At 71.9% G+C, this 24590-nt stretch carries 25 protein-coding genes; 9 read left to right on the top strand and 16 right to left on the bottom strand.

What is annotated here, in order from left to right; translation table 11 throughout:
- Nucleotides 1-102: 102 nt before the first annotated feature.
- From ACZ7L0_RS23340 to ACZ7L0_RS23330, 3 genes are all read right to left on the bottom strand, one after another.
- Entirely contained in the window at nt 103-1128 is a 1026-nt protein-coding gene (locus ACZ7L0_RS23340) for a 6-phosphofructokinase (protein ID WP_471244449.1), read from the bottom strand.
- Between the two features lie 215 nt (nt 1129-1343).
- Entirely contained in the window at nt 1344-2072 is a 729-nt protein-coding gene (locus ACZ7L0_RS23335) for a type 1 glutamine amidotransferase (RefSeq protein ID WP_471244448.1), read from the bottom strand.
- A gap of 20 nt (nt 2073-2092) precedes the next feature.
- Nucleotides 2093-3331 (bottom strand): MurT ligase domain-containing protein, encoded by a 1239-nt coding sequence (locus ACZ7L0_RS23330; protein ID WP_471244447.1) that lies wholly within the window; start codon nt 3329-3331, stop codon nt 2093-2095.
- Nucleotides 3332-3481: 150 nt separating this feature from the next.
- On the opposite strand from ACZ7L0_RS23330, the gene def reads away from it, so the two are divergent.
- Nucleotides 3482-4021, top strand: coding sequence for a peptide deformylase (def, locus tag ACZ7L0_RS23325; RefSeq protein WP_471244446.1), 540 nt, complete (start codon nt 3482-3484; stop codon nt 4019-4021).
- 15 nt (nt 4022-4036) lie between these two features.
- On the opposite strand, the gene ACZ7L0_RS23320 is transcribed toward def, so the two are convergent.
- Complete coding sequence (locus ACZ7L0_RS23320; protein WP_471244445.1) at nt 4037-4681, bottom strand: TetR/AcrR family transcriptional regulator; 645 nt, start codon at nt 4679-4681, stop codon at nt 4037-4039.
- A 169-nt stretch (nt 4682-4850) separates the two neighbouring features.
- On the opposite strand from ACZ7L0_RS23320, the gene ACZ7L0_RS23315 reads away from it, so the two are divergent.
- A complete protein-coding gene (locus ACZ7L0_RS23315) occupies nt 4851-6080 on the top strand; it encodes an acyl-CoA dehydrogenase family protein (RefSeq protein WP_471244444.1) in 1230 nt (409 codons plus the stop codon).
- Between the two features lie 13 nt (nt 6081-6093).
- Here ACZ7L0_RS23315 and ACZ7L0_RS23310 read toward each other — a convergent pair whose 3' ends face one another.
- The 8 genes from ACZ7L0_RS23310 to ACZ7L0_RS23275 form a co-directional block, all read right to left on the bottom strand.
- Nucleotides 6094-6615 (bottom strand): cupin domain-containing protein, encoded by a 522-nt coding sequence (locus tag ACZ7L0_RS23310; RefSeq protein WP_471244443.1) that lies wholly within the window; start codon nt 6613-6615, stop codon nt 6094-6096.
- 7 nt (nt 6616-6622) lie between these two features.
- The gene (locus ACZ7L0_RS23305) at nt 6623-7849 is read right to left on the bottom strand and encodes a cytochrome P450 (protein ID WP_471244442.1); all 1227 of its coding nucleotides are present in this window, start codon (nt 7847-7849) and stop codon (nt 6623-6625) included.
- A complete protein-coding gene (locus tag ACZ7L0_RS23300; RefSeq protein ID WP_471244602.1) occupies nt 7846-8946 on the bottom strand; it encodes a type III polyketide synthase in 1101 nt (366 codons plus the stop codon). The genes ACZ7L0_RS23305 and ACZ7L0_RS23300 overlap by 4 nt, the downstream gene beginning before the upstream one ends.
- A 110-nt stretch (nt 8947-9056) precedes the next feature.
- On the bottom strand, nt 9057-9293 hold the full coding sequence (locus tag ACZ7L0_RS23295; RefSeq protein ID WP_471244441.1) for a DUF6213 family protein: 237 nt from the start codon (nt 9291-9293) through the stop codon (nt 9057-9059).
- A 25-nt stretch (nt 9294-9318) separates the two neighbouring features.
- Nucleotides 9319-10704: an NADP-dependent succinic semialdehyde dehydrogenase gene (locus tag ACZ7L0_RS23290; RefSeq protein ID WP_471244440.1), complete on the bottom strand. Its 1386-nt coding sequence runs from the start codon at nt 10702-10704 to the stop codon at nt 9319-9321.
- A 70-nt stretch (nt 10705-10774) separates the two neighbouring features.
- Nucleotides 10775-11251, bottom strand: a complete 477-nt coding sequence (locus tag ACZ7L0_RS23285; protein ID WP_471244439.1) for an NUDIX hydrolase — start codon at nt 11249-11251, stop codon at nt 10775-10777.
- Nucleotides 11248-12786 carry an ATP-dependent DNA ligase gene (locus tag ACZ7L0_RS23280; RefSeq protein WP_471244438.1) on the bottom strand — a complete coding sequence of 513 codons (1539 nt, stop codon included), beginning with the start codon at nt 12784-12786 and terminating at the stop codon, nt 11248-11250. The genes ACZ7L0_RS23285 and ACZ7L0_RS23280 overlap by 4 nt, the downstream gene beginning before the upstream one ends.
- A gap of 29 nt (nt 12787-12815) precedes the next feature.
- Nucleotides 12816-13757, bottom strand: a complete 942-nt coding sequence (locus ACZ7L0_RS23275; protein ID WP_471244437.1) for an NAD(P)/FAD-dependent oxidoreductase — start codon at nt 13755-13757, stop codon at nt 12816-12818.
- 65 nt (nt 13758-13822) lie between these two features.
- On the opposite strand from ACZ7L0_RS23275, the gene ACZ7L0_RS23270 reads away from it, so the two are divergent.
- The 6 genes from ACZ7L0_RS23270 to ACZ7L0_RS23245 all read left to right on the top strand — a co-directional run bounded on the left by ACZ7L0_RS23270 (nt 13823) and on the right by ACZ7L0_RS23245 (nt 19090).
- Nucleotides 13823-14395 carry a helix-turn-helix domain-containing protein gene (locus tag ACZ7L0_RS23270; protein WP_471244436.1) on the top strand — a complete coding sequence of 191 codons (573 nt, stop codon included), beginning with the start codon at nt 13823-13825 and terminating at the stop codon, nt 14393-14395.
- Between the two features lie 86 nt (nt 14396-14481).
- On the top strand, nt 14482-15477 hold the full coding sequence (locus ACZ7L0_RS23265) for an NADPH:quinone oxidoreductase family protein (RefSeq protein WP_471244435.1): 996 nt from the start codon (nt 14482-14484) through the stop codon (nt 15475-15477).
- Nucleotides 15474-16655 carry an acyl-CoA dehydrogenase family protein gene (locus ACZ7L0_RS23260; RefSeq protein ID WP_471244434.1) on the top strand — a complete coding sequence of 394 codons (1182 nt, stop codon included), beginning with the start codon at nt 15474-15476 and terminating at the stop codon, nt 16653-16655. Before ACZ7L0_RS23265 ends, ACZ7L0_RS23260 begins: the two co-directional genes overlap by 4 nt.
- Nucleotides 16652-17734 carry an acyl-CoA dehydrogenase family protein gene (locus ACZ7L0_RS23255; protein ID WP_471244433.1) on the top strand — a complete coding sequence of 361 codons (1083 nt, stop codon included), beginning with the start codon at nt 16652-16654 and terminating at the stop codon, nt 17732-17734. Before ACZ7L0_RS23260 ends, ACZ7L0_RS23255 begins: the two co-directional genes overlap by 4 nt.
- Before the next feature lie 194 nt (nt 17735-17928).
- Complete coding sequence (locus ACZ7L0_RS23250; protein WP_471244432.1) at nt 17929-18792, top strand: phosphatidylinositol-specific phospholipase C/glycerophosphodiester phosphodiesterase family protein; 864 nt, start codon at nt 17929-17931, stop codon at nt 18790-18792.
- A 103-nt stretch (nt 18793-18895) separates the two neighbouring features.
- Nucleotides 18896-19090 (top strand): hypothetical protein, encoded by a 195-nt coding sequence (locus ACZ7L0_RS23245; RefSeq protein WP_471244431.1) that lies wholly within the window; start codon nt 18896-18898, stop codon nt 19088-19090.
- A gap of 12 nt (nt 19091-19102) precedes the next feature.
- Here ACZ7L0_RS23245 and ACZ7L0_RS23240 read toward each other — a convergent pair whose 3' ends face one another.
- The 4 genes from ACZ7L0_RS23240 to ACZ7L0_RS23225 form a co-directional block, all read right to left on the bottom strand.
- Nucleotides 19103-20344: a phosphodiester glycosidase family protein gene (locus tag ACZ7L0_RS23240; RefSeq protein ID WP_471244430.1), complete on the bottom strand. Its 1242-nt coding sequence runs from the start codon at nt 20342-20344 to the stop codon at nt 19103-19105.
- A gap of 75 nt (nt 20345-20419) precedes the next feature.
- Nucleotides 20420-20779, bottom strand: a complete 360-nt coding sequence (locus ACZ7L0_RS23235) for a DUF779 domain-containing protein (protein WP_471244429.1) — start codon at nt 20777-20779, stop codon at nt 20420-20422.
- A 40-nt stretch (nt 20780-20819) separates the two neighbouring features.
- Complete coding sequence (locus ACZ7L0_RS23230) at nt 20820-22091, bottom strand: AAA family ATPase (protein ID WP_471244428.1); 1272 nt, start codon at nt 22089-22091, stop codon at nt 20820-20822.
- A gap of 41 nt (nt 22092-22132) precedes the next feature.
- Nucleotides 22133-22906: a GntR family transcriptional regulator gene (locus ACZ7L0_RS23225; RefSeq protein WP_471244427.1), complete on the bottom strand. Its 774-nt coding sequence runs from the start codon at nt 22904-22906 to the stop codon at nt 22133-22135.
- A gap of 313 nt (nt 22907-23219) precedes the next feature.
- On the opposite strand from ACZ7L0_RS23225, the gene ACZ7L0_RS23220 reads away from it, so the two are divergent.
- On the top strand, nt 23220-24497 hold the full coding sequence (locus ACZ7L0_RS23220; protein ID WP_471244426.1) for an extracellular solute-binding protein: 1278 nt from the start codon (nt 23220-23222) through the stop codon (nt 24495-24497).
- Nucleotides 24498-24590 lie beyond the last annotated feature (93 nt).

The raw sequence follows: 24590 nt of genomic DNA, 5'->3' as shown, positions 1-24590 counted from the left end.
CCGGCTCCTGATTCGTGGGGGTTGTACGGTTTCTGTCCGCCCCCAAGAGTAGAACCGCCCCCGGTCACCGCTGTGACCGGGGGCGGCTTCGGCTCAGCTGGCCTACAGGACGCACTCCGCCTCTTCGTACCGGTTCTCCGGCACGGTCTTCAGCGTCTCCACGGCCTCGCCCAGCGACACCATCACGATGTCGGTCCCGCGCAGCGCGGTCATCTTGCCGAACTCCCCGCGGTGCACGGCCTCCACCGCGTGCCAGCCGAACCGGGTGGCCAGCACGCGGTCGTACGCGGTCGGCGTCCCGCCGCGCTGGACGTGCCCCAGGATGACCGGCCGCGCCTCCTTGCCCAGCCGCTGCTCCAGCTCGACGGAGAGCTGCCGGGCGATCCCGGCGAACCGCTCGTGGCCGTAGATGTCCTTGCCGCCCTCGTCGAACTCCATGGAGCCGGCCTTCGGCTTGGCACCCTCGGCCGCCACCACGATGGCGAACCGCTTGCCCGCCTCGAACCGCTCGCCGACCTTCCGCGTCAGCTCCTCGATGTCGAAGGGGCGCTCCGGTACGACGATGGCGTGGGCGCCGGCCGCCATGCCGGAGTGCAGCGCGATCCAGCCGGTGTGGCGGCCCATGACCTCCACGATCAGCACACGCTGGTGGGACTCGGCGGTGGTCTTCAGCCGGTCCAGGGCCTCGGTGGCGACGCCGACGGCCGTGTCGAAGCCGAAGGTGACGTCCGTGACCGCGATGTCGTTGTCGATGGTCTTGGGCACGCCCACGATGGGCAGGCCGTTGTCCGACAGCAGGCGGGCCGCCTTGAGGGTGCCCTCACCGCCGATCGGGATGATCGCGTCCAGCCCGAGCTCCGCGACATGACCCCTGGCCCGCGCCACACCGTCCCGCAGATGCTCCGGGCGGACCCGGGAGGAGCCCAGGATGGTGCCGCCGCGCGCCAGGATGCCGCCGACGGCGTCGAGGTCGAGCTTGAGGTAGTCGCACTCCAGGAGGCCCTTCCAGCCGTCCCGGAACCCGATGACCTCGTCGCCGTGGTCGGCCACGGCACGGTGCACGACGGACCGGATGACGGCGTTCAGGCCGGGGCAGTCGCCGCCGGACGTGAGGACACCAATGCGCATAGCCCGAAATACCTTCTCGACGTGGGCCGGGAAACCGGACCACGCTGTCCGGCTGGATCCCGGCCACCCTACCGGCGTGAGGGGGTGGCTCCGTAGCGGGCGTCCGCCTGCTGGACTCGCCCGCACATGTGAGCGGACGAGCCGTCAGGCGGGCCCACGGACCACCCTGACCGAGGGCGCTAGAGGGCGCCTTCAGTGCCTCTTGACCGGACGGTTCACGCAGGCTGCTGCGCCGACGCGATGCGCTCCTCGCGCAGCGCCTCGTACCACCGGTCGTCGATCGGCGGCAGCGCGTTCACGTCCAGCGCCAGCTTCAGCAGCAGGTCGGCGATCTGCGGGTTGCGGGCGAGGACGGGCCCGTGCATGTACGTACCGAAGACCGTGTCGTTGTACGCGCCCTCGGTGCCGTCACCCGTGCCGTTGCCCTTGCCCATGCGGACCTTGGCGAAGGGGCGGGCGGTGGGGCCGAGCTGGGTGTGGCCCTGGTGGTTCTCGAAGCCGGTCAGCTGGGGCAGGCCCAGGCGCGGGTCGATGTCCGCGAGGACGTCGCCGACGCACCGCTCGCCCTCGCCGCGCACCGTGGTCACGTCGAGCAGGCCGAGGCCGGGCTCGCGCTGGCCGAGGTCGTTGACGAACTCGTGGCCGAGGATCTGGTAGCCGGCGCACACCGCGAAGACGATCGCGCCGTTCTGCACCGCCTGGTACAGATGCCCGTCACGGCGCAGCCGCTCGGCGGCGAGCCGCTGCGGCCGGTCCTCGCCGCCACCGATCAGGTAGATGTCGCCGGAGGTCGGGATCGGCTGGTCGCTGCGGACGTCGAGCCGGGCCACGTCCAGGCCGCGCTGCCGCGCCCGGCGCTCGACGACCAGCGCGTTGCCCTGGTCGCCGTAGGTGCTCAGCAGATCGGGGTAGATCCACACCAGCCGCAGTTGGTTGTCGCTCATCAAGTGATCGTCCTTAGGGGTCAGTTGCCGACGCGGCGGCGCAGGTCCTGGAACGCGGTGTAGTTCGCGATGACCTCGACCCGGCCCGGCGGGCACAGCTGCACGGCCTGGTCCAGGTTCTCGCAGACCTGGAAGTGCTGGTTCGCGACCTCCAGACGCACCGCGAGGTCCAGCTTCCGGTCGCCGATGACGAAGATCGGGTGGCCGGTCAGCCGCGTGTAGTCGACGTCCCACAGCCAGGAGGTGTCGGTGCCGTCGGCGCCGCGCGCGTTCACGGAGAGGATCACCGGGGCCGGCGGCGGGTCGATCAGGGAGAACGTCTCCAGCCAGCCTGCCGGGTTCTTCGCCAGCAGCAGGCGCAGATCACGGCCCTGGAACTGCACGACGTCGTACCGTCCCGCGACCGCCTGCACCTGGTACATCCGCTCCAGGGCGACCTGCGGCGGCACCCCGAAAACGGCGGCGACGGCCGCGGAGGACGTGGCGTTCGCCTTGTTGGCGCGGCCCGGCAGCTGGAGGTGGATCGGCCAGGCGGAGCCGTGCGGGTCGAGGACGTGGTCCCCGGACAGCGCCCAGCTCGGCGTGGGACGGCGGAAGCCGCACTCGCCGCAGAACCAGTCGTCGCCCGGCCGCTGCATCACACCGCCGCAGGACGGGCAGGACCAGGCGTCGTCCTTCCACATCTGCCCGGCCGCGACCCAGATCACATTGGGGGAGGAGGACGCGGCCCACACCACCAGCGGGTCGTCGCAGTTGGCGACGATGACGGCCTTGGAGCCGGCCAGGCCCTCGCGCCAGTTCTCGGCCAGCATCCGGGTCTCGGCGGCACGGTCGAGCTGGTCGCGGGAGAGGTTGAGCAGCGCGATGCACTTGGGAGAGGTGTCCCGGGCCACACCGGCCAGGTACTTCTCGTCGACCTCGATCACGCCGAACTTGGACTCCGAACCGCCCGCCAGTGCCGAGGTGATGCCGGCCGGCATGTTGGCGCCCAGCGCGTTGGACACGACCGGGCCGGCGGCCCGCAGCGCCTCCGCGATGAGCCGGGTGGTCGTGGTCTTCCCGTTGGTCGCCGAGACCAGGACGACGTCCAGGTTCTGGGCGAGCCGTCCGAGGAGGTCGGGGTCGAGTTTCAGCGCGACCCGGCCACCGATCACCGATCCGCTGCCGCGCCCCGCCGCTCGGGACGCCGCCGCGACCGCCTTGCCCGCGGTCACGGCCAGCTTGGCCCGCGGCGTGAGCGGGTCCGAGTTGCCTGCCATCAGTTCTCGATCCTCCTTGCGTACGCGCCGCGCCTGAAGCCAACCGGCAACGTGGTGTGGCCTCAGCCTATCGAGATCCACTCACATGCCCGAACCGCGGCCCACGACAGCGCGACGGGCATGGGCCGAAGGAACCGTACCCTTGCCGCCATGCGACTAGGTTCCATCCCGGGCGCCCGCGGGCGCGTCCGGCCTCTCACCCTGCTCGGCGACCCGGTGCTGCACGCGCCCTGCGCGGAGGTCGGCGACTTCGGTCCCGGACTGGCGCGGCTCGTGGAGGACTTGTTCGCGACGATGTACGCGGCGCGAGGGGTGGGCCTGGCGGCGAACCAGATCGGCGAGCCGGTACGGGTCTTCGTCTACGACTGCCCCGACGACGAGGACGTGCGCCACCTCGGCCATGTGGTGAACCCACGGCTGGTGGAGGCCGACGGCGTGGTGATCCGCGGTCCGGAGGGCTGTCTGTCCCTGCCGGGGCTGGAGGCGGGGACGGAGCGGTACGACCACGCGGTCGTCGAGGGCTTCACGGTGACGGGGGAGCCGGTCACCGTCCACGGCACGGGGTTCTTCGCCAGGTGCTTGCAGCACGAGTGCGACCACCTGGAGGGCAGGGTGTACGCGGACCACCTGACGGGCTGGCGGCATCGTCGGCTGATGCGGCAGGTGGCGCGGGCGTCCTGGGGGCGATGAGCCGTGCGGGGTCCCTCAGAACCCCGGGCCGCCCATCTTGTCCCCCGCCGCCGCCAGGCGGCCCCACAGCAGGTCGGCCAGGCTGCGTACCAACTCCGCCCGCGAGCAGGGGCGTTCGCCAAGCCACCAGTCACCCGCCGCATGCATCATGCCGACGATCCCGTGCCCCCAGACCCGGGCAAGCTGCTGACTGCCCGGCCCCAGATCCAGCCGGTCCTCGATGACCTGGGCCAGCTCCTCGCCCATCCGCCGAAGCAGCGGAGCGGAGTGCTTGCCGACGTCGAATCCCTGGTCACCCCCCTGACCGCCCTCCGAGGGGTGCATCAGGAACCGGTAGACCTGGGGCCGTGCCTCGATCGCGGCGAGGTAGGTGTCCAGCGTGGCCTCCACCCGCTCCCGCCGGTCGGCGGGAGCGTCCAGCGCGGCCCGCAGCGAGTCGAGCAGGGCGTCGGTGTGCCGTTTGGCCAAGGCGGCGTAAAGACCGCCCTTGTCGCCGAAGTGGCGGTACAGGATCGGCTTGGTGATGCCGGCCTCCGCCGCGATGGCGTTCATCGAGGCCTGCGGCCCGTCGCGCAGCACCACCCGGTCGGCGGCCTCCAGCAGCTCGCGCCGTCTGCGGTCGGCGGCCCGCTGCTGATCGGTCCGCTGTGTGGTGTCCATGTGCTCTCCCCACCCGTCTGATTCGGTGACGCCTGCGCAAACTAACACTGACTATGGCCCTGACATCGAACGGGATGCCGACGGGCCGTCGGGAGTTGACTTTTCCTACCGGCCGGTAACAGACTCGTGTTACCGCTAGTAACATGTACGTGCCGCCGCTGGAGGGGACATGGCCGAGTTCACCATGGAGCTCAACGACGAACAGAAGGAGGTCCGGGACTGGCTGCACGGCTTCGCCGCCGACGTCATCCGGCCCGCGGCCGCCGAATGGGACGAGCGTGAGGAGACTCCCTGGCCGGTCATCCAGGAGGCCGCGAAGGTGGGCATCTACTCCCTCGACTTCTACGCGCAGCAGTACTTCGATCCCACCGGGCTCGGTATCCCGATGGCCATGGAGGAGCTGTTCTGGGGCGACGCGGGCATCGCCCTGTCCATTGTGGGCACCGGCCTGGCCGCCGTGGGCGTTCTCGCCAACGGAACCGAGGAGCAGATCGGCACCTGGATCCCCCAGATGTACGGCGACGCCGATGATGTAAAGGTGGCCGCCTTCTGCTCCTCCGAGCCCGACGCCGGCTCCGACGTGGCCTCCATGCGCACGCGTGCGGTGTACGACGAGGCCAAGGACGAGTGGGTGCTCAACGGTACGAAGACCTGGGCGACCAACGGCGGTATCGCCAACGTCCACGTCGTCGTCGCCGTGGTCGACCCGGAACTCGGCTCCAAGGGCCACGCCTCCTTCATCGTCCCGCCGAACACGCCGGGTCTGTCCCAGGGCCAGAAGTTCAAGAAGCACGGCATCCGCGCCTCGCACACCGCCGAGGTCGTCCTGGAGAACGTGCGCGTCCCCGGCTCCTGCCTGCTCGGCGGCAAGGAGAAGCTGGACGAGCGGCTGGCCCGGGCCCGGGAGCGGGCCAAGGCGGGCGGGACGGGGAGGGTGAAGAACGCGGCGATGGCCACGTTCGAGGCCTCGCGTCCGGCCGTGGGAGCGATGGCCGTGGGCACCGCCCGGGCCGCGTACGAGGTCGCCCTCGACTACGCCAGGACCCGTGAGCAGTTCGGGCGGCCGATCATCGACAACCAGGGCGTGGCCTTCCAGCTCGCGGACATGCGTACGTCCATCGACGCGGCCCGGCTGCTGGTGTGGCGCGCGTCCTGGATGGCGGTCAACGGCAGGCCGTTCACCGCCGCCGAGGGGTCGATGTCGAAGCTCTTCGCCAGTGAGACCGCGAAGAAGGTCACGGCGCAGGCGATCCAGATCCTGGGCGGCAACGGGTACACGCGGGAGTATCCGGTGGAGCGGATGCACCGGGATGCCGCGATCTATACGATCTTCGAGGGGACGAGCGAGATCCAGCGGCTGGTGATCGCGCGGACCCTGTCGGGGATGCCGATCCGGTAGCGGGCGGGGCGGCTCACCGGTGCCGCAGCGGTGTGAGCTGCTCGATGTCGTAGCGCCCGCGGAGTGCCTCGATGGCCTCGTGATCCGGCGGGCCACCGTTCCCCAGGATCTCCAGCAACTCCTCGAAGTAGCGCTCGTGGTCCGGGGGCGGAGACGCCTGGAAGAACATCTTCGCGGGTGCCTCCGTCGGATTGGCGAAGGCGTGCGGACAGCCGGGGGGTACGACGATGACCGTGCCCGGTGTCGCCCGTACCACTCCGCCGCCCGAACGGGACTGCCACTTCCGCCAGTTGTCGGGCGTGCGCACCCGCGGCTCGAAGGCGAGCACGTCCAGCTCGCCCTCCAGCACGTAGAACAACTCCTCGCTGCGGGTGTGCACATGGGCGCCCACGTCGAAGCCCGGCGGGACCTCCACCTCGAAGGTGGAGGCCATCCGCGAGTGGGTGCCGGTCACCTTGAAGGTCACGCGCTGGGCGGGCGTGTGCACCACCCGGCCGTGGCCCGGTGGCACGAGCAGCCCGTCGGTCGCCGTCATCGGTCCCTCACCAGGTCACCGGGAGGGCCTCGGGACCGCGGATCAACGCGCCCTTGCGGAAGGGCACCTGGTCCGGTGGTACGGCGAGCCGCAGACCCGGCACCCGGTCCAGCAGGGCGTCCACCAGCAGCCCGGACTCCAGCCTCGCCAGCATGCCGCCCGGGCAGTAGTGCGGGCCGAAGCCGAACGCCACGTGCGGGTTGGGATCGCGGGAGAAGTCGATCGTCTCCGGGTCGGGGAAGACGTCCGGGTCGCGGTTGGCGGCCAGATACGACACATAGACCGGGTCGCCGGCGCGGATCGTCACGCCCCGGATCTCCACGTCCTCGGTGGCGATCCTGGACAGGCCGACCGCGTTGCGGTGCGGGATGTAGCGCAGCAGCTCGTCGATGGCCCGGGGGCGTATCTCCGGCTCGGCGCGCAGCCGTTCGGCCAGGTCGGGGTGGGTCAGCAGCAGGTAGAACAGCTGCCCGCTGTTGTTGGTGACCGCCTCACCGCCGATCTGCAGCAGCACCGCGAGCCCGACGGCCTCCTCCAGCGTCACCTCGCCGCGGCCCAGGGCCGCACCCAGCAGCGAGGTGACGTCCTCGGCCGTACCGCCCTCGCGCAGGCCGATGAGGTCGGCGAAGTACGCGCCCATCTCGTCCCTGGCCTGCTCGCTGACCTTCTTGCCGTGCGAGGAGGACAGGATGCGCTGGGTCCAGGTGTGCATGTCGTGCCGGTCGGCCGCCGGGACGCCCATCAGCTCGCAGATCACCGCGATGGGGAACGGGCCGAGCACCGCACTCGTGAGGTCGGCCGGCGGGCCGTCCTGGAGGAGTTCGTCGACCAGTTCGTCCAGCATGCCCCGGGCCCTGTCGCGGACCCGTTCCACACCCTTCGCGGTGAACGCGGCGGCGACCGAGCGGCGCAGCCGGGTGTGGTCGGGCGGGTCCAGGAAGCCGACCGCGCCCCGGCTCGGGATGAAGTGCGGGGCGAGCCGGGTGACCTGCCGGTCCATGACCGCCTCGCGGCTGAACCGGGGGTCGTTGGCCACCATGCGGACGTCGTCGTACCGGGTGACGAGCCACGCCCAGCCCTCCCCGTTGGGCAACTGGATGCGGGTGACCGGGCCCTCGCGCATCAGCTCGGTCAGCACCGGGTCGAAGTCCACCCCGGTCAGATCGAGCGCCGGCCAGGGCCGGACCGGGGGCAGGGGCCCGGGGAGCGTGTCGGTGAGCGTCTCCTCGGTCATGCCGCAGGCTCTTCGTCCGCGCCGCGCCAGCGGCCCAGCGTCATCTCCGCGGTGATGCCGGGACCGAACCCGGCGAGCAGCCCGCGCGCCCGGTGCTCGGCGCCGCCCTCGTCGAACATCCGGCGCAGCGCGTCCAGCACCACGGCGCTGGCGATGTTGCCGTACTCGGTGAGGGTGGCCCGGCTGAACCGGAACGCGTGCGGGTCGACCTGAAGGAACTTGCTGAGGTCGTCGAGGATTCGGGGGCCGCCCGCGTGGACGACGTAGAAGTCCAGGTCGGCCGCGTCCCAGCCGTGCAGGCCGGCCAGGTTCTGCAGTGCCGGGGCGAGCGGCTCCATCGTCGCCGGGACCCGCTTGTCCAGCAGGAAGTGGAAGCCGGTGGCCCGGACGTCGTACATGATCCACTCTTCGGTCTTGGGGATCAGGTACGAGCCGTTGCGCTCGAGTTCGACGCCGGTGCCGCCCCTGCCCCGGACCACGGCGGCGGCGATGCCGTCCCCGAACAGGCCGTTGGAGAGCAGGGTGCCGATCTCGATGTCGGTGGGCTGGTAGCACAGCGAGCAGAACTCGCAGGCCACAATCAGCGCGTTGGCCTGGGGGTAGGCCGTGCAGAAGTCGTGGGCCCGGTTGATCGCGGCGCCGCCGGCCGCGCAGCCCAGCTGGGCTATGGGTATCTGCCGGGTGGTGCTGTCGAAGTCCATCTCGTTGATCAGCCACGCCGTGAGCGAGGGCATCATGAAGCCCGTGCACGAGACGAAGATGATCACGTCGATGTCGGTGGTGAGCAGTTCCGCGTCGTCGAGCGCGCGCTGGATCACCGCGGGGACCCGGGCCTTGGCCTCGGCCTCGTAGAGCTTGTTGCGCTCCTCGAAGCCCGGGTGCTTGAGGGTCTCCTCGATCGGCTGCACGATGTGCCGGGTCTTCACGCCCGTGTTCTCGATCAGCCGGAGGGCCAGGGGCAGCTGTGGGTGGTCCGCGTGGCGGGAGCGCGCCAGCTCCAGCGTCTCCTCCATCGTGATCACGTGCTCCGGAACCGACACCGAGGGTCTGCACAAAGTCGCCATGAACCGTGCCTGCTTTCGCCGTCCGGCAGGCAGGCGCCCGCCGGTCAGAAGGTGGTTCACCTCAGGAGGTGGTTCATCCACGATCACCCGGGAGGGCGACGATCTCGCGTCGGATTACTCCAGACGGGGGCCTGGGCCAGGTCCTAGCCGTGCTGCCCGCTGCTGTGCGCGATGCAGGCCACGTCGATCCGGTCGGCGAGCTTCGCGAGCTCGATGGTCAAGGCGGCGACGGTGTCCTCGTCGAGCCCGTCCTCCCCGGCCTCCACGAGGCGCAGCCAGCGCCCGCCCACCGTCCGCAGCAGCTTGCTCACTTCGGCCGCGGACACCTGCAAGGTACCGCGGTCGTCGACGATCAGAGGCAGAGTCACTTCGCGGTTCACAGACGGGATCGTAGCCGCGGAAGTGTCACGCACCCTGCCAAACCGTGGTGATGTTGCAGAACTCGCGGATTCCGTGCCCGGACAGCTCACGCCCGTACCCGGACCGCTTCACACCGCCGAACGGGAAGGCCGGGTGGGAGGCCGTCATGCCGTTGACGTACACGCCGCCGGCCTCCAGATCCCGTGCGAACCGGTCCACCTCGGCCTCGTCGCGGGTCCATACGTTGGAACTCAGGCCGAACGGCGAGTCGTTGGCGATGAGCACCGCCTCGTCCAGGTCACCGGCCCGGTACAGGGTCGCCACCGGTCCGAACGCCTCCTCGCGGTGGATGCGCATCTCGCGGTCGATGCCGGCCAGGACGGTCGGCGGGTAGTACCAGCCGGGCCCCTCCGGCCGTTCGCCGCCGCACAGTACGCGGGCCCCGCCGCGCCGGGCGTCGTCGACCAGCTCCTCCAGGTCGGCCCGCCCGCGCTCGCTGGCGAGCGGCCCGACTTCCGTGTCCTCCTCCAGCGGGTCGCCGACCTTGAGCGCCTTCATGCCCTCGACGAACCGTTCGGCGAAGCGGTCGTACACGTCGGTGTGCACGATGAACCGCTTCGCCGCGATGCAGGACTGCCCGTTGTTCTGCACCCGCGCGGTCACCGCGACCTCGGCGGCGCGGTCGATGTCGGCGGACGGCATCACGACGAACGGGTCGCTGCCGCCGAGTTCCAGCACCGTTTTCTTGATCATCTCCCCGGCGGTGGAGGCGACCGCCCGGCCCGCGGGCTCGCTGCCGGTGAGTGTGGCCGCCTTCACGCGGTCGTCGCGCAGGATGTCGTCGACCGCCCCGGAGCCGATCAGCAGGGTCTGGAAACAGCCCTCGGTGAAGCCCGCCCGGTGGAACAGGTCCTCCAGGTAGAGGGCGGTCTGCGGGACGTTGGAGGCGTGCTTGAGCAGGCCCACGTTGCCCGCCATCAGGGCCGGGGCCGCGAAGCGGACCACCTGCCACAGCGGGAAGTTCCAGGGCATCACGGCGAGCACCGGACCGAGCGGCCGGTAGCGTACCCGCACCCGGGAGGCCCCGGAGTCCGCCACGTCCTGCCCGGCCGCCTCCTCGTCGGCGAGCAGTCCCTCGGCGTGCTCGGCGTACCAGCGCATCGCCTTGGCGCACTTGGCGGCCTCCGCGCGGGCCTGCTTGACCGGCTTGCCCATCTCGGTGGTCATGACACGGCCGATCTCCGCCTGGTCCTCGTCGAGGAGATCGGCGGCCCTGGTCAGTAGCCGGGCGCGCTCCGCGAAGGCCGTCGTCCGGTAGGTACGGAAGGTGGCCTCGGCGAGCTGGAGGCGGCGTTCCAGCTCTTCCTCGCCCATGGCCTCGTACGTCTTGATCGTCTCGCCGTTCGCCGGGTTCACCGTCGCGATGGGCATGGCTGACCTCCCTCGGAGCGGGCTTGCTTCGACCATCCCGCGCGGCGGAGGGCACCGCAACGCGGAACGGCTAGTCAGCCGAGTGCTCCGCCAGCCGGTCCAGAAACGCGGCCTGCGCCGAAACGATCACCCCACGGGCCCGGTCCAGACCGAACCAGGCCACGCGGTCCAGTTCGGGGAACTCCCCTACGCGGCCCGACCGCGGCGGCCACTCCATCGTGAAGGTGCCCGGGTCGATCGTCTCCGGGTCCAGGTCGGCCTCGACCGCCCAGGCCGTGACGATCTTGCCGTTGGTCTGCCGGACGTCGCCCAGCGCTACGGCCTGCCCGTCGGGCGGCGGCAGACCGAGCTCCTCCCGGAACTCCCGGCGGGCCGCGTCCCAGGCGGGCTCACCGGGCTCGTACTCGCCCTTGGGGACGGTCCAGGCGCCGGCGTCCTTCTTCATGAAGTACGGGCCGCCCATGTGCCCGAGCAACACCTCCAGGCCGTCGCCCGTGTGCCGGAACAACAGCAGTCCGGCGCTGCGTTTCGGCGCGGTCGGGCTCACGGCCTCACCTCCGGATGCGCGGCCAGCAGCGTCTCGACGGTGTCCGCCTCCTCGGGGCGCTTGTCGTCACGGTAGCGGACCACGCGGGCGAAGCGGAGGGTCACACCGGCCGGGTAGCGGGTGGAGCGTTGCAGGCCGTCGTAGGCGATCTCCACGACGAGTTCGGGGCGTACGGTCACCCCCCAGCCGTGCTCCTCGACGGCCAGCTCCGTCAGCCGGCCGGTCTGCCAGGTGAGCATCGCGTCGGTCATGCCCTTGAAGGTCTTGCCGAGCATGGCGAAACCGCCGTCCGGGGTGCGGGCGCCGAGGTGGAGGTTGGACAGCTTGCCGGTGCGGCGGCCGTGCCCCCACTCGGCGGCCAGGACGACCAGGTCGAGGGTGTGCACGGGCTTGACCTTCAGCCAGGACGCGCCCCGCCGGCCCGCGCTGTAGGCGGCGTCCAGGGACTTGACCACCACGCCCTCGTGGCCGCGCGCCAGGGTGTCGGCGAGGAACCGCTCCGCCTCGGCGACGTCCTGCGGCCCGGACACCAGCGTGCGCCGGACCCGCATCGGCCCGGGCACCAGCCGGGCCAGCTCCGCGTGCCGTTCGGCGAACGGCAGGTCGAGCAGGTCGCGCCCGCCGACCGCGAGCGCGTCGAAGAAGACGGGGGAGACGGGCACCTCCTGGGCCGCCTTCACCACGTCCGCCCGGGAGCCGACCCGGCCCGCCGTCTCCTGGAAGGAGCGGGGCCGGCCGGCCGTGTCGAAGGAGATCACCTCGCCGTCCAGGATGAACCGCTCGCCCGCCAACTCCAGCGCGGCGGAGGTGACTTCGGGCAGCCGGTCGGTGATGTCGTCCAGGGTGCGGGTGACCACCCGTACGGTGGGCCCGTCCCGGTGGACCTGCACGCGGATGCCGTCCAGCTTCTCCTCCACCGCGCAGGCGCCCAGCTTCTGCACCGCCTCGGCGACCGAGGAGGCGCTGTGCGCCAGCATCGGCAGTACCGGACGGCCGACGGTGAGCCGGAAGCGGTCCAGCGCCCCGGGCCCCTCGGCGAGCAGGGCCTCGGCGACCGTCTGCAGCGAACCGGCGAGCATCACCGCCCGCCGTACGTCCGCCGCGTCCGCACCGGTCGCCCCGGCCAGCCCCTCCACGGCGACGGCGTCCAGGGCGCCCTGCCGCACCTCGCCGGTGATCAGCCCGAACAGGAAGCGCTGCTCCTCCTCGGTGGCCGCGCCCATCAGCTCGCCGACCAGCCGCGCCCGCTCCGCCTGGGAACCGGGCCCGGAGACCTCGCCGAGCCCGGTGAGCCGGGCGTCGACCTCGCGGACGGTGAGGGACGGCTCGGTGGCGGGCGGGACGCGGCGGGACAGCACCTTCCAGCCGACGCCGAGCCGTCCCTGCGGCAGCCGTCCCGCCAGATACGGGATGACGATCGGCACGTCGTCCGCCTCCGCCTCCCGGAACAGCTCCGCGAGCAGGGCGGTCTTCCGGGACCGCGCCGCTGTCGCGGCGACCTCCCGGGACACGTGGGCGAGCCGGGTCAGCAGCATGCAGCCATGGTGCAACGGGGCCGCCCGGCCTACACCCCCGCGGCGGCGTCCAGATCCGCGAAGAGCAGCTCCCCGTTGATCGCCGCGCCCGCCCGGTAGCCGCGACTGGCCGCGTTGACCACCTGCTCCGCGAACCCGCTCGCGTTGCCCGCCGCCCACAGCCCGGGCACGGTGGTCAGTCCCCGCTCGTCGATCACCGGATAGGTGCCGAAGGGCGTCTCGCGCAGCTCCGCGCCCAGCCGCGCGAGCAGATCGGTCCGCGGGACGGCACGCGGCGCGGCGAACAGCACGTCGCGTTCGTACACCGTCCCGTCCGCGAGCCGGACCCCGGTGAGCCGGTCGTCGGCGGCGACCACGGCGGCCACCTCGCCCGGGACCACCCGGACCCCGGCCGCCGTCAGCCTGCGCAGGTCGTCGGCCGACAGCTCCGCCTCGGCGACGGTGTGCAGGAAGAGGGTCACGTCCTTGGACCACTGGGTGACCATCAGCGCCTGGTGGACGCCCAGGGGGGTGGTGGCGAGCACGCCGAACGCCCGGTCGCGCACCTCCCAGCCATGGCAGTACGGGCAGTGCAGCACGTCCCGCCCGAAGCGCTCGGCGAGCCCCGCGACCGGCGGCAGCTCGTCCTTCAGGCCGGTGGCGACCACCAGCTGCCGGGCGTGCACGCTCCGCCCGCTCTCCAGCCGCACGCTGAAGCCGGTCCCCTTGGCGGCGTCCACCGCCCGGTCCCGGACCAGCGCGACGCCGTACCGGGCGATCTCCTCGCGGCCCACGGCCAGGAACTCGGCCGGAGACATGCCGTCCCGTGACAGATAGCCCTGCAAGTGCGCGGCGGGCGCGTTGCGCGGCTCGCCCGCGTCCACGACCAGCGTGCGGCGCCGGGACCGGCCGAGGACCAGCGCGGCGGACAGCCCGGCCGCCCCGCCTCCGACGACGATCACTTCGTAGGTGCTCTCGCTCTTCTCGGTCATGCGGAGACGGTCGCCCGGCCTCTGCCGTATTGACAAACCTCGTTGCCGATTCTGCAATGTCGGGCATGACCACCGATGACGTACTGGCGGAAGTGGGTCCACGGCTGCGGCGCATCCGCAAGGAGCGGGAGGTGACCCTGGCCGCGCTCTCCGAGGCGACCGGGATCTCCGTCAGCACCCTGTCCCGGCTGGAGTCCGGCCTGCGCAGGCCCAGCCTCGAACTGCTGCTGCCGATCGCCCAGGCCCACCGGGTGCCGCTGGACGAACTGGTCGGCGCGCCACCGGTGGGGGACCCGCGGGTGCGGTCCGAGCCGATCGTGCGGTACGGGCGCACCCACTGGCCGCTGACCCGCCAGCCCGGCGGGCTCCAGGCCTTCAAGGTGCTGGAACCGCAGCGGAGACTCGAACCGGAGCCGCGCACCCACGAGGGGTACGAGTGGCTGTACGTGCTGTCCGGACGGCTGCGGCTGGTGCTGGGCGAGCACGACGTGGTGCTCACGGCCGGGGAGGCCGCCGAGTTCGACACCCGGGTGCCGCACTGGTTCGGGTCGACGGGGGAGGGGCCGGTGGAGTTCCTCAGTCTGTTCGGACCGCAGGGGGAGCGGATGCACGTGCGGGCGCGACCCCGGCAGGGGTGACGCATCTGACTGTTCCCTGATGGGCAAGCGACCGCTTAGTATGCGAGGAACCCCGTCGGACGAGGCAGTCGCGTGGAGGCACCCGCATGCAGGCATGGCAAGTGCACGAGAACGGTGAGCCGAGCGAGGTGATGCGGCTCGAGGAGGTGGAGCGCCCCACGCCCGGTGACGGCCAGATCCTGCTGAAGGTACGCGCCGCCAACATCAACTTCCCGGACGTGCTCATGGCCCGGGGCCACTACCAGATCCGGCCGCCGCTGCCGTTCACGCCGGGCGTGGAGATCTGCGGGGAGACCGAGGACGGACGGCGGGTGCTCGCCAACCCGGCGCTGCCGTACGGCGGGTTCGCCGAGTACGCCGTCGCCGACGCCGCCGCCCTGCTGCCCGCACCGGAATCGCTGGACGACGCCGAGGCCGCCGCGCTGCACATCGGCTACCAGACCGGCTGGTTCGGCCTGCACCGGCGGGCCGCTCTGGAGGCCGGCGAGACACTGCTCGTCCACGCTGCCGCAGGAGGGGTCGGCAGCGCGGCCGTGCAGCTCGGCAAGGCGGCCGGGGCCACCGTCATCGGCGTGGTGGGCGGCGCCGACAAGGCCGCCGTCGCCCGCGAGCTGGGCTGCGACGTGGTGATCGACCGGCGCGCCGAGGACGTCGTCGCGACGGTCAAGGAGGCCACCGGCGGCCGGGGCGCCGACGTGATCTACGACCCGGTCGGCGGCGAGGCCTACACGCAGTCCACCAAGGTCGTCGCCTTCGAGGGCAGGATCGTGGTCGTAGGCTTCGCCAGCGGCAGCATCCCCAGCCCGGGGCTGAACCACGCCCTGGTGAAGAACTACTCGATCCTCGGCCTGCACTGGGGCCTCTACAACACCAAGAACCCCAAGCTGGTCCGGCACTGCCACGAGCGGCTCACCGAGCTGGCCGCCCAGGGAGCCGTCAAGCCGCTGGTCAGCGAGCGGGTGCCGCTGAGCGGGGCCGCGGCTGCCGTGCAGCGGGTCGCCGACGGCGTCACCACCGGACGGGTGGCCGTCGTGCCCTCCCTGTCGCTGGATCCCACTTCGGAGAACGGAGCCGCCGCATGACCGACGCAGCCGAACTCAAGCGCCGTACGGCGGAGTTGCTGGCCGCCCATCCGCCCGCGACCACCGACCGGCTGGACTTCCTGCGGGCCCGCTTCGACGCGGGGCTGGCCTGGGTGCACTACCCGGAAGGGCTCGGTGGCCTGGGCGCCCCCCGCTCCCTCCAGACCGTCGTGGACGCCGAGCTGGAGGCCGCGGGCGCCCCCGACAACGACCCCCGGCGCATCGGCATCGGGCTCGGCATGGCGGCGCCGACGATCCTGAAGTACGGCACCGAGGAGCAGAAGCGGCGCTTTCTGCGGCCCCTGTGGACGGGGGAGGAGGTCTGGTGCCAGCTCTTCAGTGAGCCCGGCGCCGGATCCGACCTGGCCGCGCTGCGCACCAGGGCCGTCCAGGAGGGTGACGGCTGGGTGGTCAACGGGCAGAAGGTGTGGACGTCCAGCGCCCACATCGCCCGCTGGGCCATCCTCATCGCCCGCACCGACCCGGACGTGCCCAAGCACGCGGGCATCACCTACTTCCTCTGCGACATGACCGACCCCGGCGTCGAGGTCCGGCCGCTGCGCCAGATCACCGGCGAGGCCGAGTTCAACGAGGTCTTCCTCACCGACGTCCGCATCCCCGACTCCCGCCGCCTCGGCGAGGTCGGCGACGGCTGGCGGGTCGCGCAGACCACGCTGAACAACGAACGCGTCGCCATCGGCGGCATGCGCCTGCCCCGCGAGGGCGGCATGATCGGCCCGGTGTCGAAGACCTGGCGCGAACGCCCGGAGCTGCGCACCCACGACCTCCACCAGCGCCTGCTGAAGCTCTGGGTCGAGGCCGAGGTCTCCCGCCTCACCGCCGAACGCCTGCGCCAGCAGCTCGTCGCCGGACAGCCCGGCCCCGAGGGCGCCGGCATGAAGCTCGCCTTCGCCCGCCTCAACCAGGAGATCAGCGGCCTGGAGGTCGAACTGCGGGGCGAGGAGGGCCTGTTGTACGACGACTGGACCATGCGCCGCCCCGAGCTGGTGGACTTCACCGGCCGCGACGCCGGCTACCGCTACCTGCGTTCCAAGGGCAACAGCATCGAGGGCGGGACCACCGAGGTCCTGCTGAACATCGTCGCCGAGCGCGTCCTGGGCCTGCCCACCGAGCCGCGCACCGACAAGGACGTCGCCTGGAAGGACCTGGCCCGATGAGCACACAGCCGGATCTTCTCTACTCCGAGGAGGAAGAGGCTCTGCGCGCCGCCGTCCGTGACCTGCTCACGGACCACTGCGACGCGGCGGGCGTGATCGCTCGCACGGAGTCGGACGCCCCGCACGACCTCGCCCTGTGGAAGGCGCTCGCCGACGGCATGGGCCTGGCGGGCCTGCTGGTGCCCGAGAAGCTGGGCGGCCACGGCGCCACCCACCGCGAAGCCGCCGTGGTCCTGGAGGAGCTGGGGCGGGCGGTCGCGCCGGTGCCGTACCTGACCAGCGCGGTGGTGGCCACGGAGGCCCTGCTGGAGTGCCACGACGGCGAGCTGCTCGCCAAGCTGGCCTCCGGCCGGACGATCGGCGTCCTGGCCGTCGGGCTGCAGGTCGCACCGGGCGGCGCCGTCAAGACCGTACGGCAGGAAAACGGCGCCCTGCACGGCGAGTTGACCGGTATCGCGGACGCGGCTGTCGCGGACGTCCTGCTGGTGCCCGCCGACGACGGCGATCTGTACGCCGTGGACGCCGCCGCCGTCACCGTCACCCCGCAGCCCTCCCTGGACCTGACCCGGCCGGTCGCGACCGTCCGCTTCGACGGGGCCGCGGGCCGCAGGCTCGGCGCCGCCGAACCCGCCGTACGACGGGCGCTGCGGGCCGGGGCCGGGCTGCTCGCCTCCGAGCAGCTGGGGGTCGCGGACTGGACGTTGACCGAGACGGTCCGGTACCTGAAGGAGCGCAAGCAGTTCAACCGGCCGGTCGGCGGCTTCCAGGCGCTCAAGCACCGGCTCGCCCAGCTGTGGCTGGAGGTCGTCAGCCTCCGGGCCGCCGCACGGGCCGCGGCCGACGCGCTGGCCACCGGAGAGGACACCGACATGGCGGTCGCCGTCGCGCAAGGCTACGCGTCCCCCGTCGCCGTCCACGCCGCCGAGGAGGCACTCCAGCTGCACGGCGGCATCGGGATGACCTGGGAGCACCCGGTCCACCTGTACCTCAAGCGGGCCAAGGCGGACTCGGTCGCGCTCGGCACGGCGGGTGCCCACCGGGAGACGGTGGCCGAACTGGCCGACCTGCGCGCCCCCTGACGTACACCCGCAAAAGCCCGCGGCAAGTCCGCGCGAAGCCCGTCCCACCAGGGGCGGGCTTTTGCGCGCGCATCCCGCGGGAGAAGTGAACAGACGACGGCAGTCCGGCCAACTCCCCGCACAGCACTGCTCCTTGGCCCCCTACGGATCGCACAATCGCTGAGGTTCCGTAAGGCCTAACAGGGAGGCAGCGCATGGCCCTCACCACCCGCCGCAGAGCCCTCACCACCCTCGGCGCCGCCCTCGCGGGTTCGCTCGCCCCGCCCGGCGCGCAGGCGCTGGCGGGGGAGCGGAAACACGGCCCGCGTCCGCTGTGGCGCGCCCACGCCCACAACGACTACGAGCACCCCCACCCCCTCTTCGACGCCCTCGGCCACCGCTTCGGCAGCGTCGAGGCCGACATCTTCCTCGTGGGCGACCAGCTCCTCGTCGCCCACGACGCCACCCAGCTCGACCCGTCCCGCACCCTGGAGTCCCTCTACCTCGACCCGCTCGCCGCCCGGGTGAAGGCCAACCACGGCTCGGTCCACCGGGGAGCGCGCAGGCCGCTGCAACTCCTCATCGACATCAAGACCGAGGGCTCCTCGACGTACCTCGAACTCGACCGCCACCTCCAGCGCTACAAGCACCTGTTCACCACCTACGCCCACGGCCGCGTCCACCCCGGGCCGGTCACCGCCGTGATCTCCGGCGACCGTGCCGCCCGTACCCCCATGGAGGCCCAGAGCGTGCGCCGGGCCTTCTACGACGGCCGGCTCACCGACCTCGGCAGCGCGGCCCCCGCCTCCTTCGTCCCGCTGATCAGCGACAACTGGACGCTGAACTTCAGCTGGCTGGGCGAGGGGCCGTTCCCGGACGCCGAGCGCCAGAAGCTGCGCGGCATCATCAAGGCCGCGCACGCGCGTGGCCGGCGGGTCCGCTTCTGGGCCACCCCCGACACGGCCGGTCCGGCGCGGGACGCGCTGTGGACGGAACTGCTCGCCGCCGACGTCGACCACCTCAACACCGACGACCTGGCCGGACTGGAGGCGTTCCTGGACGCCCACCCGACTCGGTAAACACCACACGAACGGGGGACATGTCGGCCCACCGGGCGCACCCTCCGCTACGCCACACTTGCGGGCGAACGCCGCGAAATGGATGTGGCGGAGGAGGTTCGCGATGGCCGTTTCCATCTCTGTGGTGCTGCTGCTCCTGATCATGGCGGTGATCTTCATTCGCAACGGCGCGCTGAAGATCTCCCATGCCCTGGTCTGTGTGCTGCTCGGGTTCTACCTGGCCAGCACGAGCATGGCCCCCACCATCCACAGCGGACTCACCGCGACCGCCGAACTGGTCAGCAGCCTGCGGCCGTGAGCCACCCGCGCGTCACGGCGCCGAGAAGACCCCGATGCCGTTGGGCACGGGCCGCTCGGCGCCGCCGCTCGGATGGTTGCGCACCGACACGGTGGTCGCGCCCGGCTCGCGGGCGACCAGCTCGGTCGAGCCCCCGCCGTCCAGGCTGAACGCGTCGACCGATCCCAAGGCCCGCATCTCGTCGGCGACTTCGCCGATCGTCAGACCGCTGCGGTACGCCGGGGCGCCGTCCACCGCGAACAGCAGCAGCCGGCGCCCGCCGCCCATGACGCCCACGGCCGTGCGCACCGCCGAGGTGGTGCGGTCGAGGCCGGGCAGCGGCTGCCCGCCGCGCAGCACCGGATAGCCGCCGAGGGCGAAGCGGTACGGGATCCCGGACGTGGCGGCCACCAGCTGGTGCCGTACCGTCACCCGCTCGCCCGTGGACAGCTTCCGCAACTGCCGCGCGCCCGCCTCCCGGCCGACCAGCACCGTGGTGCCCGCCGCGATCGGACCGCCGCCCGGGGTGTCGGAGGCGGCCACCACCCGGCCGTGGCGGACCGTCACCTCGTAGGTGTCCGTGCTGCACGGGGCCGCCCGGTCGGTGTCCGTGCCGCAGGTGGCGCGCACCCGGGAGACGCCGCCCCACCGCGCGGTGAACGCGCCGACGGAGTCCACCGGCAGCGCGTACTGGTTGAGCCCGCCGAGCGGCAGCCGTCCGTCCGGCGTGCGCACGGAGCCGTGGAGGGCGAGCCGGTCCAGGCGGCCCCGCCGGTCGACGCCCACGCCGAAGACGTCCTCGGTGGTCGTGCCGGGCGGCAGCGCGGGACCGAACCGCTGCCCGTTCGGCACCGCGGCCTTCAGCACCCGGCCGTGCGCGATGGCCGGGCCCACGGTGGCGCCCGTCGCCTCGACGCCCGGGTGCTGGGTCTCGGTGATGTTGAAGAAGTCGCCGTTGACGCCCGCCACCGCCCCCGCCGAGTCGGCCAGCTCGGAAACGGGCTTCCGGGCGGCCACCGCGCCCGGGTACAGCAGGTCCAGGCGTACGCGCGGGTTGCGCAGGTCGACGGCCAGCAGGTGGGCGTGGGTCACGCCCTTGGCCGCCGGGAGGTCGAACTCCTCGTAGGTGACGCCCGGCGCTATCTCCGAGCCGGCGTCCCGTACGGCGGCGGCCGGTGCCGCCCCCGTCAGAGCCGCACCGGCCAGCACGCCGAACGCCGTGAGAACCGTGCAGACCGCTCTGCCCGCCGCTAACCGCTTCCGACGACGCGTCACTGTCCCCCCTGAAGTCCCGTCAACTGTCCCAGCACTCGGGGGAAGTGCACCAGACCGCGATGTCCGGTGGGACGGCTATGCGTCGACTACGCGAGAACGAGTGAGAAAACGAACCCCCTCCGGTGCCTCCAGCGAGAAGCCGCTGCCCCGTCCCGGGACCACGTCCACGATCAGCCGGGTGTGACTCCACACCTCGTACTGGCTCCTGGACATCCAGAACGTCACCGGCTCCTCGACGCCCTCGACCTCCAGCTCCGCCAGCAGCACGTCCGAGGCGCCGGTGCGGAACTCGCCGTCCGGGTAGCACATGGGCGCGCTGCCGTCGCAGCAGCCGCCGGACTGGTGGAACATCAGCGGGCCGTGCACCGCCCGCAACCGGCGCACCAGGTCGGCGGCGTGCGGGGTGAGTTCGACGCGCGGGGTTTCGTCGTCCATGGACCACGAGTCTCACGGCTCGCCGGCGGGACGTCCAGGGTCACCGGTGGCCGAGTACGCCGGTGCCGAGCGGGCGGCGGTCCGAGAGGCAGTGCGCCACGTACAGACGGACCGCGTCGTGCAGCCGGTAGCGGATCCGGCCGGCCCGCTCGACCGTGGCGACATGGATCATCTGGCGGTGGAGCAGGTCCTCCAGGAGGTCGACGGCGAGTTCCCTGGACGGCGTCACCCGGCTCAGCACGTCGTCCACGCCGAAGTCGCCCCGCATCGCTCGGAGTTGACTGAGCGACTCCTTGAGCGGGGGCGGCAGTAACCGATGGTAGGCCGTCACGCTCGACTGCAGGGACAGGTCCCCGACGCGCAGGAACGCCACGCGGTCCCGCTCGTCCGCGAGGCGGTCCGCCAGGTCGCGCAGGGACCGGTACGGCCGCGCCGTGAGCCACAGGCCGGCGATGTGCAGGGCCAGCGGCAGACGGGCGCAGGAGTGCAGGATGCTCGACGCGGCGGACCGTTCCGCCCGGGTGCGCGCGACGCCCACCAGGTCTTCCAGGACCCGATGGGCGTCCAGCTGCGCCAGGGCACCGATCTGGTGACGGAACTGCGCCGAAAGCGCCGGAAGTTCCCGCCGTGCGGCCACCAGGACGGCGCTGCGCACCTCGTCCACGAGCAGTGGGCGGATCTGCGCCTCGCTGTCGGCGTTGTCCAGGACCACCAGGACGCGGCGTCTGCTCAGCGCGTCCCGCAGCCGGGCGGACGCCTCCTCCGCGCTGTCCGCCGGGGCCGCGGCGCCGAGGGAGCGCAGGACGCGGCGGACCAGGGTGTCCGCGGTGAAGGGGAGGGAGGAGGCGGGGTGCAGGTCCACGAAGACCTGCCCGTCGGGGAACCGGTCGCGCACGCCGTGCGCGGCCCGCAGGAGCAGCGAGGTCTTACCGGCGCCGGGCGGTCCGACGACGACGGCCGGCCCTGTCGTGCCCCGTCGCTGCCTGGACAGGTGGTCCATCAGGGAGGCGACGAGCCCCTCCCGTCCGGCGAGGTGGTGCCCCGGGGCCGCGGGGAGTTCGGCGGGCTCCGGCCCGGCCGGGTTCCGGGCGGACGGCGGCCTCAGCAGCCGTCCGGGCGGGACCCCCAGGGCCTGGGCGAGGAGGAGCAGCGACTGCCTGCGGGGGCGGGCGGTGTGGCCGGTCTCCAGGTTGCGGATCGCCCGCACACTCAGTCCGGACCGCCCGGCCAGCTCCTCCTGTGTGAGGCAGGCCGCCTCACGGGCATCGGCCAGAGCCGCCGCGAGCGTCTTTGGCGCCGGTATGTCGGTCACGAAAAGCCCATCCCCTTGTGCGGGTCGTGTCCGAGGAGGCGTCAGCCGTGTCCTCGGTCCGCCGGACGCATCAGCGCGGCCACGAACTTGTAGCGGGATCCGCGGTAGACCGAGCGCACCCACTCCACCGGCGCCCCGTCGGCGTCCCGCGAGTGGCGTGACAGCAGCAGCATCGGCAGACCCACGTCGGTGGCGAGGAGCCCGGCCTCGCGCGGTGTCGCCAGGGACGTCTCGATGGTCTCCTCGGCCTCCGCCAGGTGCACGCCGTAGACCTCGGCGAGCGCCGTGTACAGCGAGGTGTAGGTGGCCAGCGACCGCCGCAGGCCGGGAAAGCGCCGTGCGGACAGGTGCGTCGTCTCGATCGCCATGGGTTCGCCGCTGGCCAGCCGCAGCCGCTCGATGCGCAGCACCCGGTCGCCGGTCTCGGTGCCGAGCAGCCCGGCCAGCTTGGCGTCCGCGGCGACATGGCCGATGTCCAGCACCTGCGAGGCCGGGTCGAGGCCCTGGGCCCGCATGTCCTCGGTGTGGGAGGTGAGCCGGAGGGTGCGGTACAGCTTGGGCCGGGCGACGAACGTGCCCTTGCCCTGGATGCGGTCCAGCCTCCCCTCGCCCACGAGCTCCTGCAGCGCCTGCCGGACGGTGGTGCGCGAGGTGTCGAAGCGTACGGCGAGCAGCCGCTCGGCGGGCATCGCCGAACCGGGCCGCAGGGCCTCGGTGATCTCGAGGATCTGCTGCTTGACGCGGTAGTACTTCGGCACGCGCGCGCTGCGTCCGGGCGCCCCCCGGTGCTGGGCGCTGCTGACATCGATGGTCATGGCCTGCCTTCCCGGCTCATTCGGCGATCTCCCGTTATAGCCCCCAACTGCCCTATGGTCTAGTCCAACCAGGAAGGCGCGCCCCGGCGCGCCGCGGGCCGCCCGATGCCCGCTCGGTCGCGTCCGGTGACTTTCTCATAACGGACCGAACGGCTTCCCGAACCACCCTTGACACCCCCAAAGGTCTAGGCCAAGCTCCACCGTACTGGTCTACACCACTAGTGGCCAGGTCCCGAGTCCCACGTGCAGCAGCGACTTACGCAGGTCATGGCCGGGGGCGTGGGGGGTCAGTGGCATTCCTGAGGAGGGTGGCGTGAAGCGCAAGCTGATAGCCGCGATGGGTATCGCAGGCATGATGGTCTCCGTCGCGGCGTGCGGCGGCGACGACGGCGACAGCGGCAAGGACGCGGGACCGGACAGCTTCAAGGGCCAGACCCTGCGGGTCTGGACGATGGACGGGTCCGCTCCGCCGCAGTGGAGCAAGGACCTCCAGGCGGCCTTCGAGAAGAAGACCGGTGCCAAGCTGAAGTTCGAGGTCCAGAAGTGGGACGGGATCCAGGAGAAGATCATCACCGCCCTCTCGGAGTCCGACCCGCCGGACGTCCTGGAGGTCGGCAACACCCAGACCCCGGCGTACGCGGCCACCGGCGGCCTCGCCGAACTGGGTGACCTCAAGCAGCAGATCGGCACGGACTGGACGTCGTCCGTCTCGCAGTCCTCCGTCTACGACGGCAAGCAGTACGCGGCTCCGTGGTACTTCGCCAACCGGGTCGTCATCTACAACAAGAAGATCTGGGCCAAGGCCGGGATCAAGTCCACGCCCAAGACCCGGGACGAGTTCTTCAAGGACCTCAAGGCCATCGGCAAGAAGACCGACGCCGAGCCGCTCTACCTGCCGGGCCAGAACTGGTACTTCTTCGACGGCCTGACCATCGGCCAGGGCGCCGACCTGGTGAAGAAGGACGGCGACAAGTACGTCTCCAACCTGGCCGACCCCAAGGTCGCCAAGGCCATGGGGATCTACCAGCAGTACGCCTCCTACTCCAAGGCCCCCAAGGACAAGGACGAGGCCACCCCGCAGCAGGCCGAGGTGTTCGCCAAGGGCAAGACCGGCGCGTTCATCGGCATGGGCTGGGAGGCTGGCACCGCCGTCGCCGCCAACAAGTCGATCGAGAAGGACCTCGGCTACTTCACCATCCCCGGCGAGACGGCCGACAAGCCCGAGGGCGTCTTCCTCGGCGGCTCCAACCTGGCGGTCGCCCAGGGCAGCAAGAAGCAGGCGCTGGCCAAGGAGTTCCTGAAGCTCGCCCTGTCCGACAAGTTCGAGGGCCAGCTGGCCAAGCTCAACGGCGTCATCCCCAACAAGGAGTCGCTGCAGAGCAACCTCAAGGGCAACGCCGTGGCCGAGGCGGCGGCCCCGGCGGCGGCGGCCGGCGGCACCACCCCGCTGATCCCCGAGTGGGCCGCGGTGGAGAACACCCCGAACCCGATCAAGTCCTACATGACCGCGGTGCTGAACGGTAAGTCCCCCGCGGCCGCCGCCAAGGAAGTCGAGGGCGAGATCAACAAGCGTCTGGCCCAGCAGAACTGATGACCCGCGCCGGGGGCGCCGCACGTCGCCCCCGGCTCATACGTGTCGTTCGAACGGCCGGTACGACTCCTGCGGCCGGTACCGCCACGGAAG

Source organism: Streptomyces sp. NPDC039424, from assembly GCF_055639495.1.
The sequence above is the reverse complement of the archived record's forward strand: the minus strand, read 5'-3'. Positions and strand labels throughout refer to the sequence as shown.

What these genes read in the sequence shown, in the direction of transcription:
- ACZ7L0_RS23340 (WP_471244449.1), bottom strand. Translation starts at nt 1,128, where the DNA reads ATGCGCATTGGTGTCCTCACGTCCGGCGGCGACTGCCCCGGCCTGAAC.
- ACZ7L0_RS23335 (WP_471244448.1), bottom strand. Translation starts at nt 2,072, where the DNA reads ATGAGCGACAACCAACTGCGGCTGGTGTGGATCTACCCCGATCTGCTG.
- ACZ7L0_RS23330 (WP_471244447.1), bottom strand. Translation starts at nt 3,331, where the DNA reads ATGGCAGGCAACTCGGACCCGCTCACGCCGCGGGCCAAGCTGGCCGTG.
- def (WP_471244446.1), top strand. Translation starts at nt 3,482, where the DNA reads ATGCGACTAGGTTCCATCCCGGGCGCCCGCGGGCGCGTCCGGCCTCTC.
- ACZ7L0_RS23320 (WP_471244445.1), bottom strand. Translation starts at nt 4,681, where the DNA reads ATGGACACCACACAGCGGACCGATCAGCAGCGGGCCGCCGACCGCAGA.
- ACZ7L0_RS23315 (WP_471244444.1), top strand. Translation starts at nt 4,851, where the DNA reads ATGGCCGAGTTCACCATGGAGCTCAACGACGAACAGAAGGAGGTCCGG.
- ACZ7L0_RS23310 (WP_471244443.1), bottom strand. Translation starts at nt 6,615, where the DNA reads ATGACGGCGACCGACGGGCTGCTCGTGCCACCGGGCCACGGCCGGGTG.
- ACZ7L0_RS23305 (WP_471244442.1), bottom strand. Translation starts at nt 7,849, where the DNA reads ATGACCGAGGAGACGCTCACCGACACGCTCCCCGGGCCCCTGCCCCCG.
- ACZ7L0_RS23290 (WP_471244440.1), bottom strand. Translation starts at nt 10,704, where the DNA reads ATGCCCATCGCGACGGTGAACCCGGCGAACGGCGAGACGATCAAGACG.
- ACZ7L0_RS23280 (WP_471244438.1), bottom strand. Translation starts at nt 12,786, where the DNA reads ATGCTGCTGACCCGGCTCGCCCACGTGTCCCGGGAGGTCGCCGCGACA.
- ACZ7L0_RS23275 (WP_471244437.1), bottom strand. Translation starts at nt 13,757, where the DNA reads ATGACCGAGAAGAGCGAGAGCACCTACGAAGTGATCGTCGTCGGAGGC.
- ACZ7L0_RS23270 (WP_471244436.1), top strand. Translation starts at nt 13,823, where the DNA reads ATGACCACCGATGACGTACTGGCGGAAGTGGGTCCACGGCTGCGGCGC.
- ACZ7L0_RS23265 (WP_471244435.1), top strand. Translation starts at nt 14,482, where the DNA reads ATGCAGGCATGGCAAGTGCACGAGAACGGTGAGCCGAGCGAGGTGATG.
- ACZ7L0_RS23260 (WP_471244434.1), top strand. Translation starts at nt 15,474, where the DNA reads ATGACCGACGCAGCCGAACTCAAGCGCCGTACGGCGGAGTTGCTGGCC.
- ACZ7L0_RS23255 (WP_471244433.1), top strand. Translation starts at nt 16,652, where the DNA reads ATGAGCACACAGCCGGATCTTCTCTACTCCGAGGAGGAAGAGGCTCTG.
- ACZ7L0_RS23250 (WP_471244432.1), top strand. Translation starts at nt 17,929, where the DNA reads ATGGCCCTCACCACCCGCCGCAGAGCCCTCACCACCCTCGGCGCCGCC.
- ACZ7L0_RS23245 (WP_471244431.1), top strand. Translation starts at nt 18,896, where the DNA reads ATGGCCGTTTCCATCTCTGTGGTGCTGCTGCTCCTGATCATGGCGGTG.
- ACZ7L0_RS23235 (WP_471244429.1), bottom strand. Translation starts at nt 20,779, where the DNA reads ATGGACGACGAAACCCCGCGCGTCGAACTCACCCCGCACGCCGCCGAC.
- ACZ7L0_RS23225 (WP_471244427.1), bottom strand. Translation starts at nt 22,906, where the DNA reads ATGACCATCGATGTCAGCAGCGCCCAGCACCGGGGGGCGCCCGGACGC.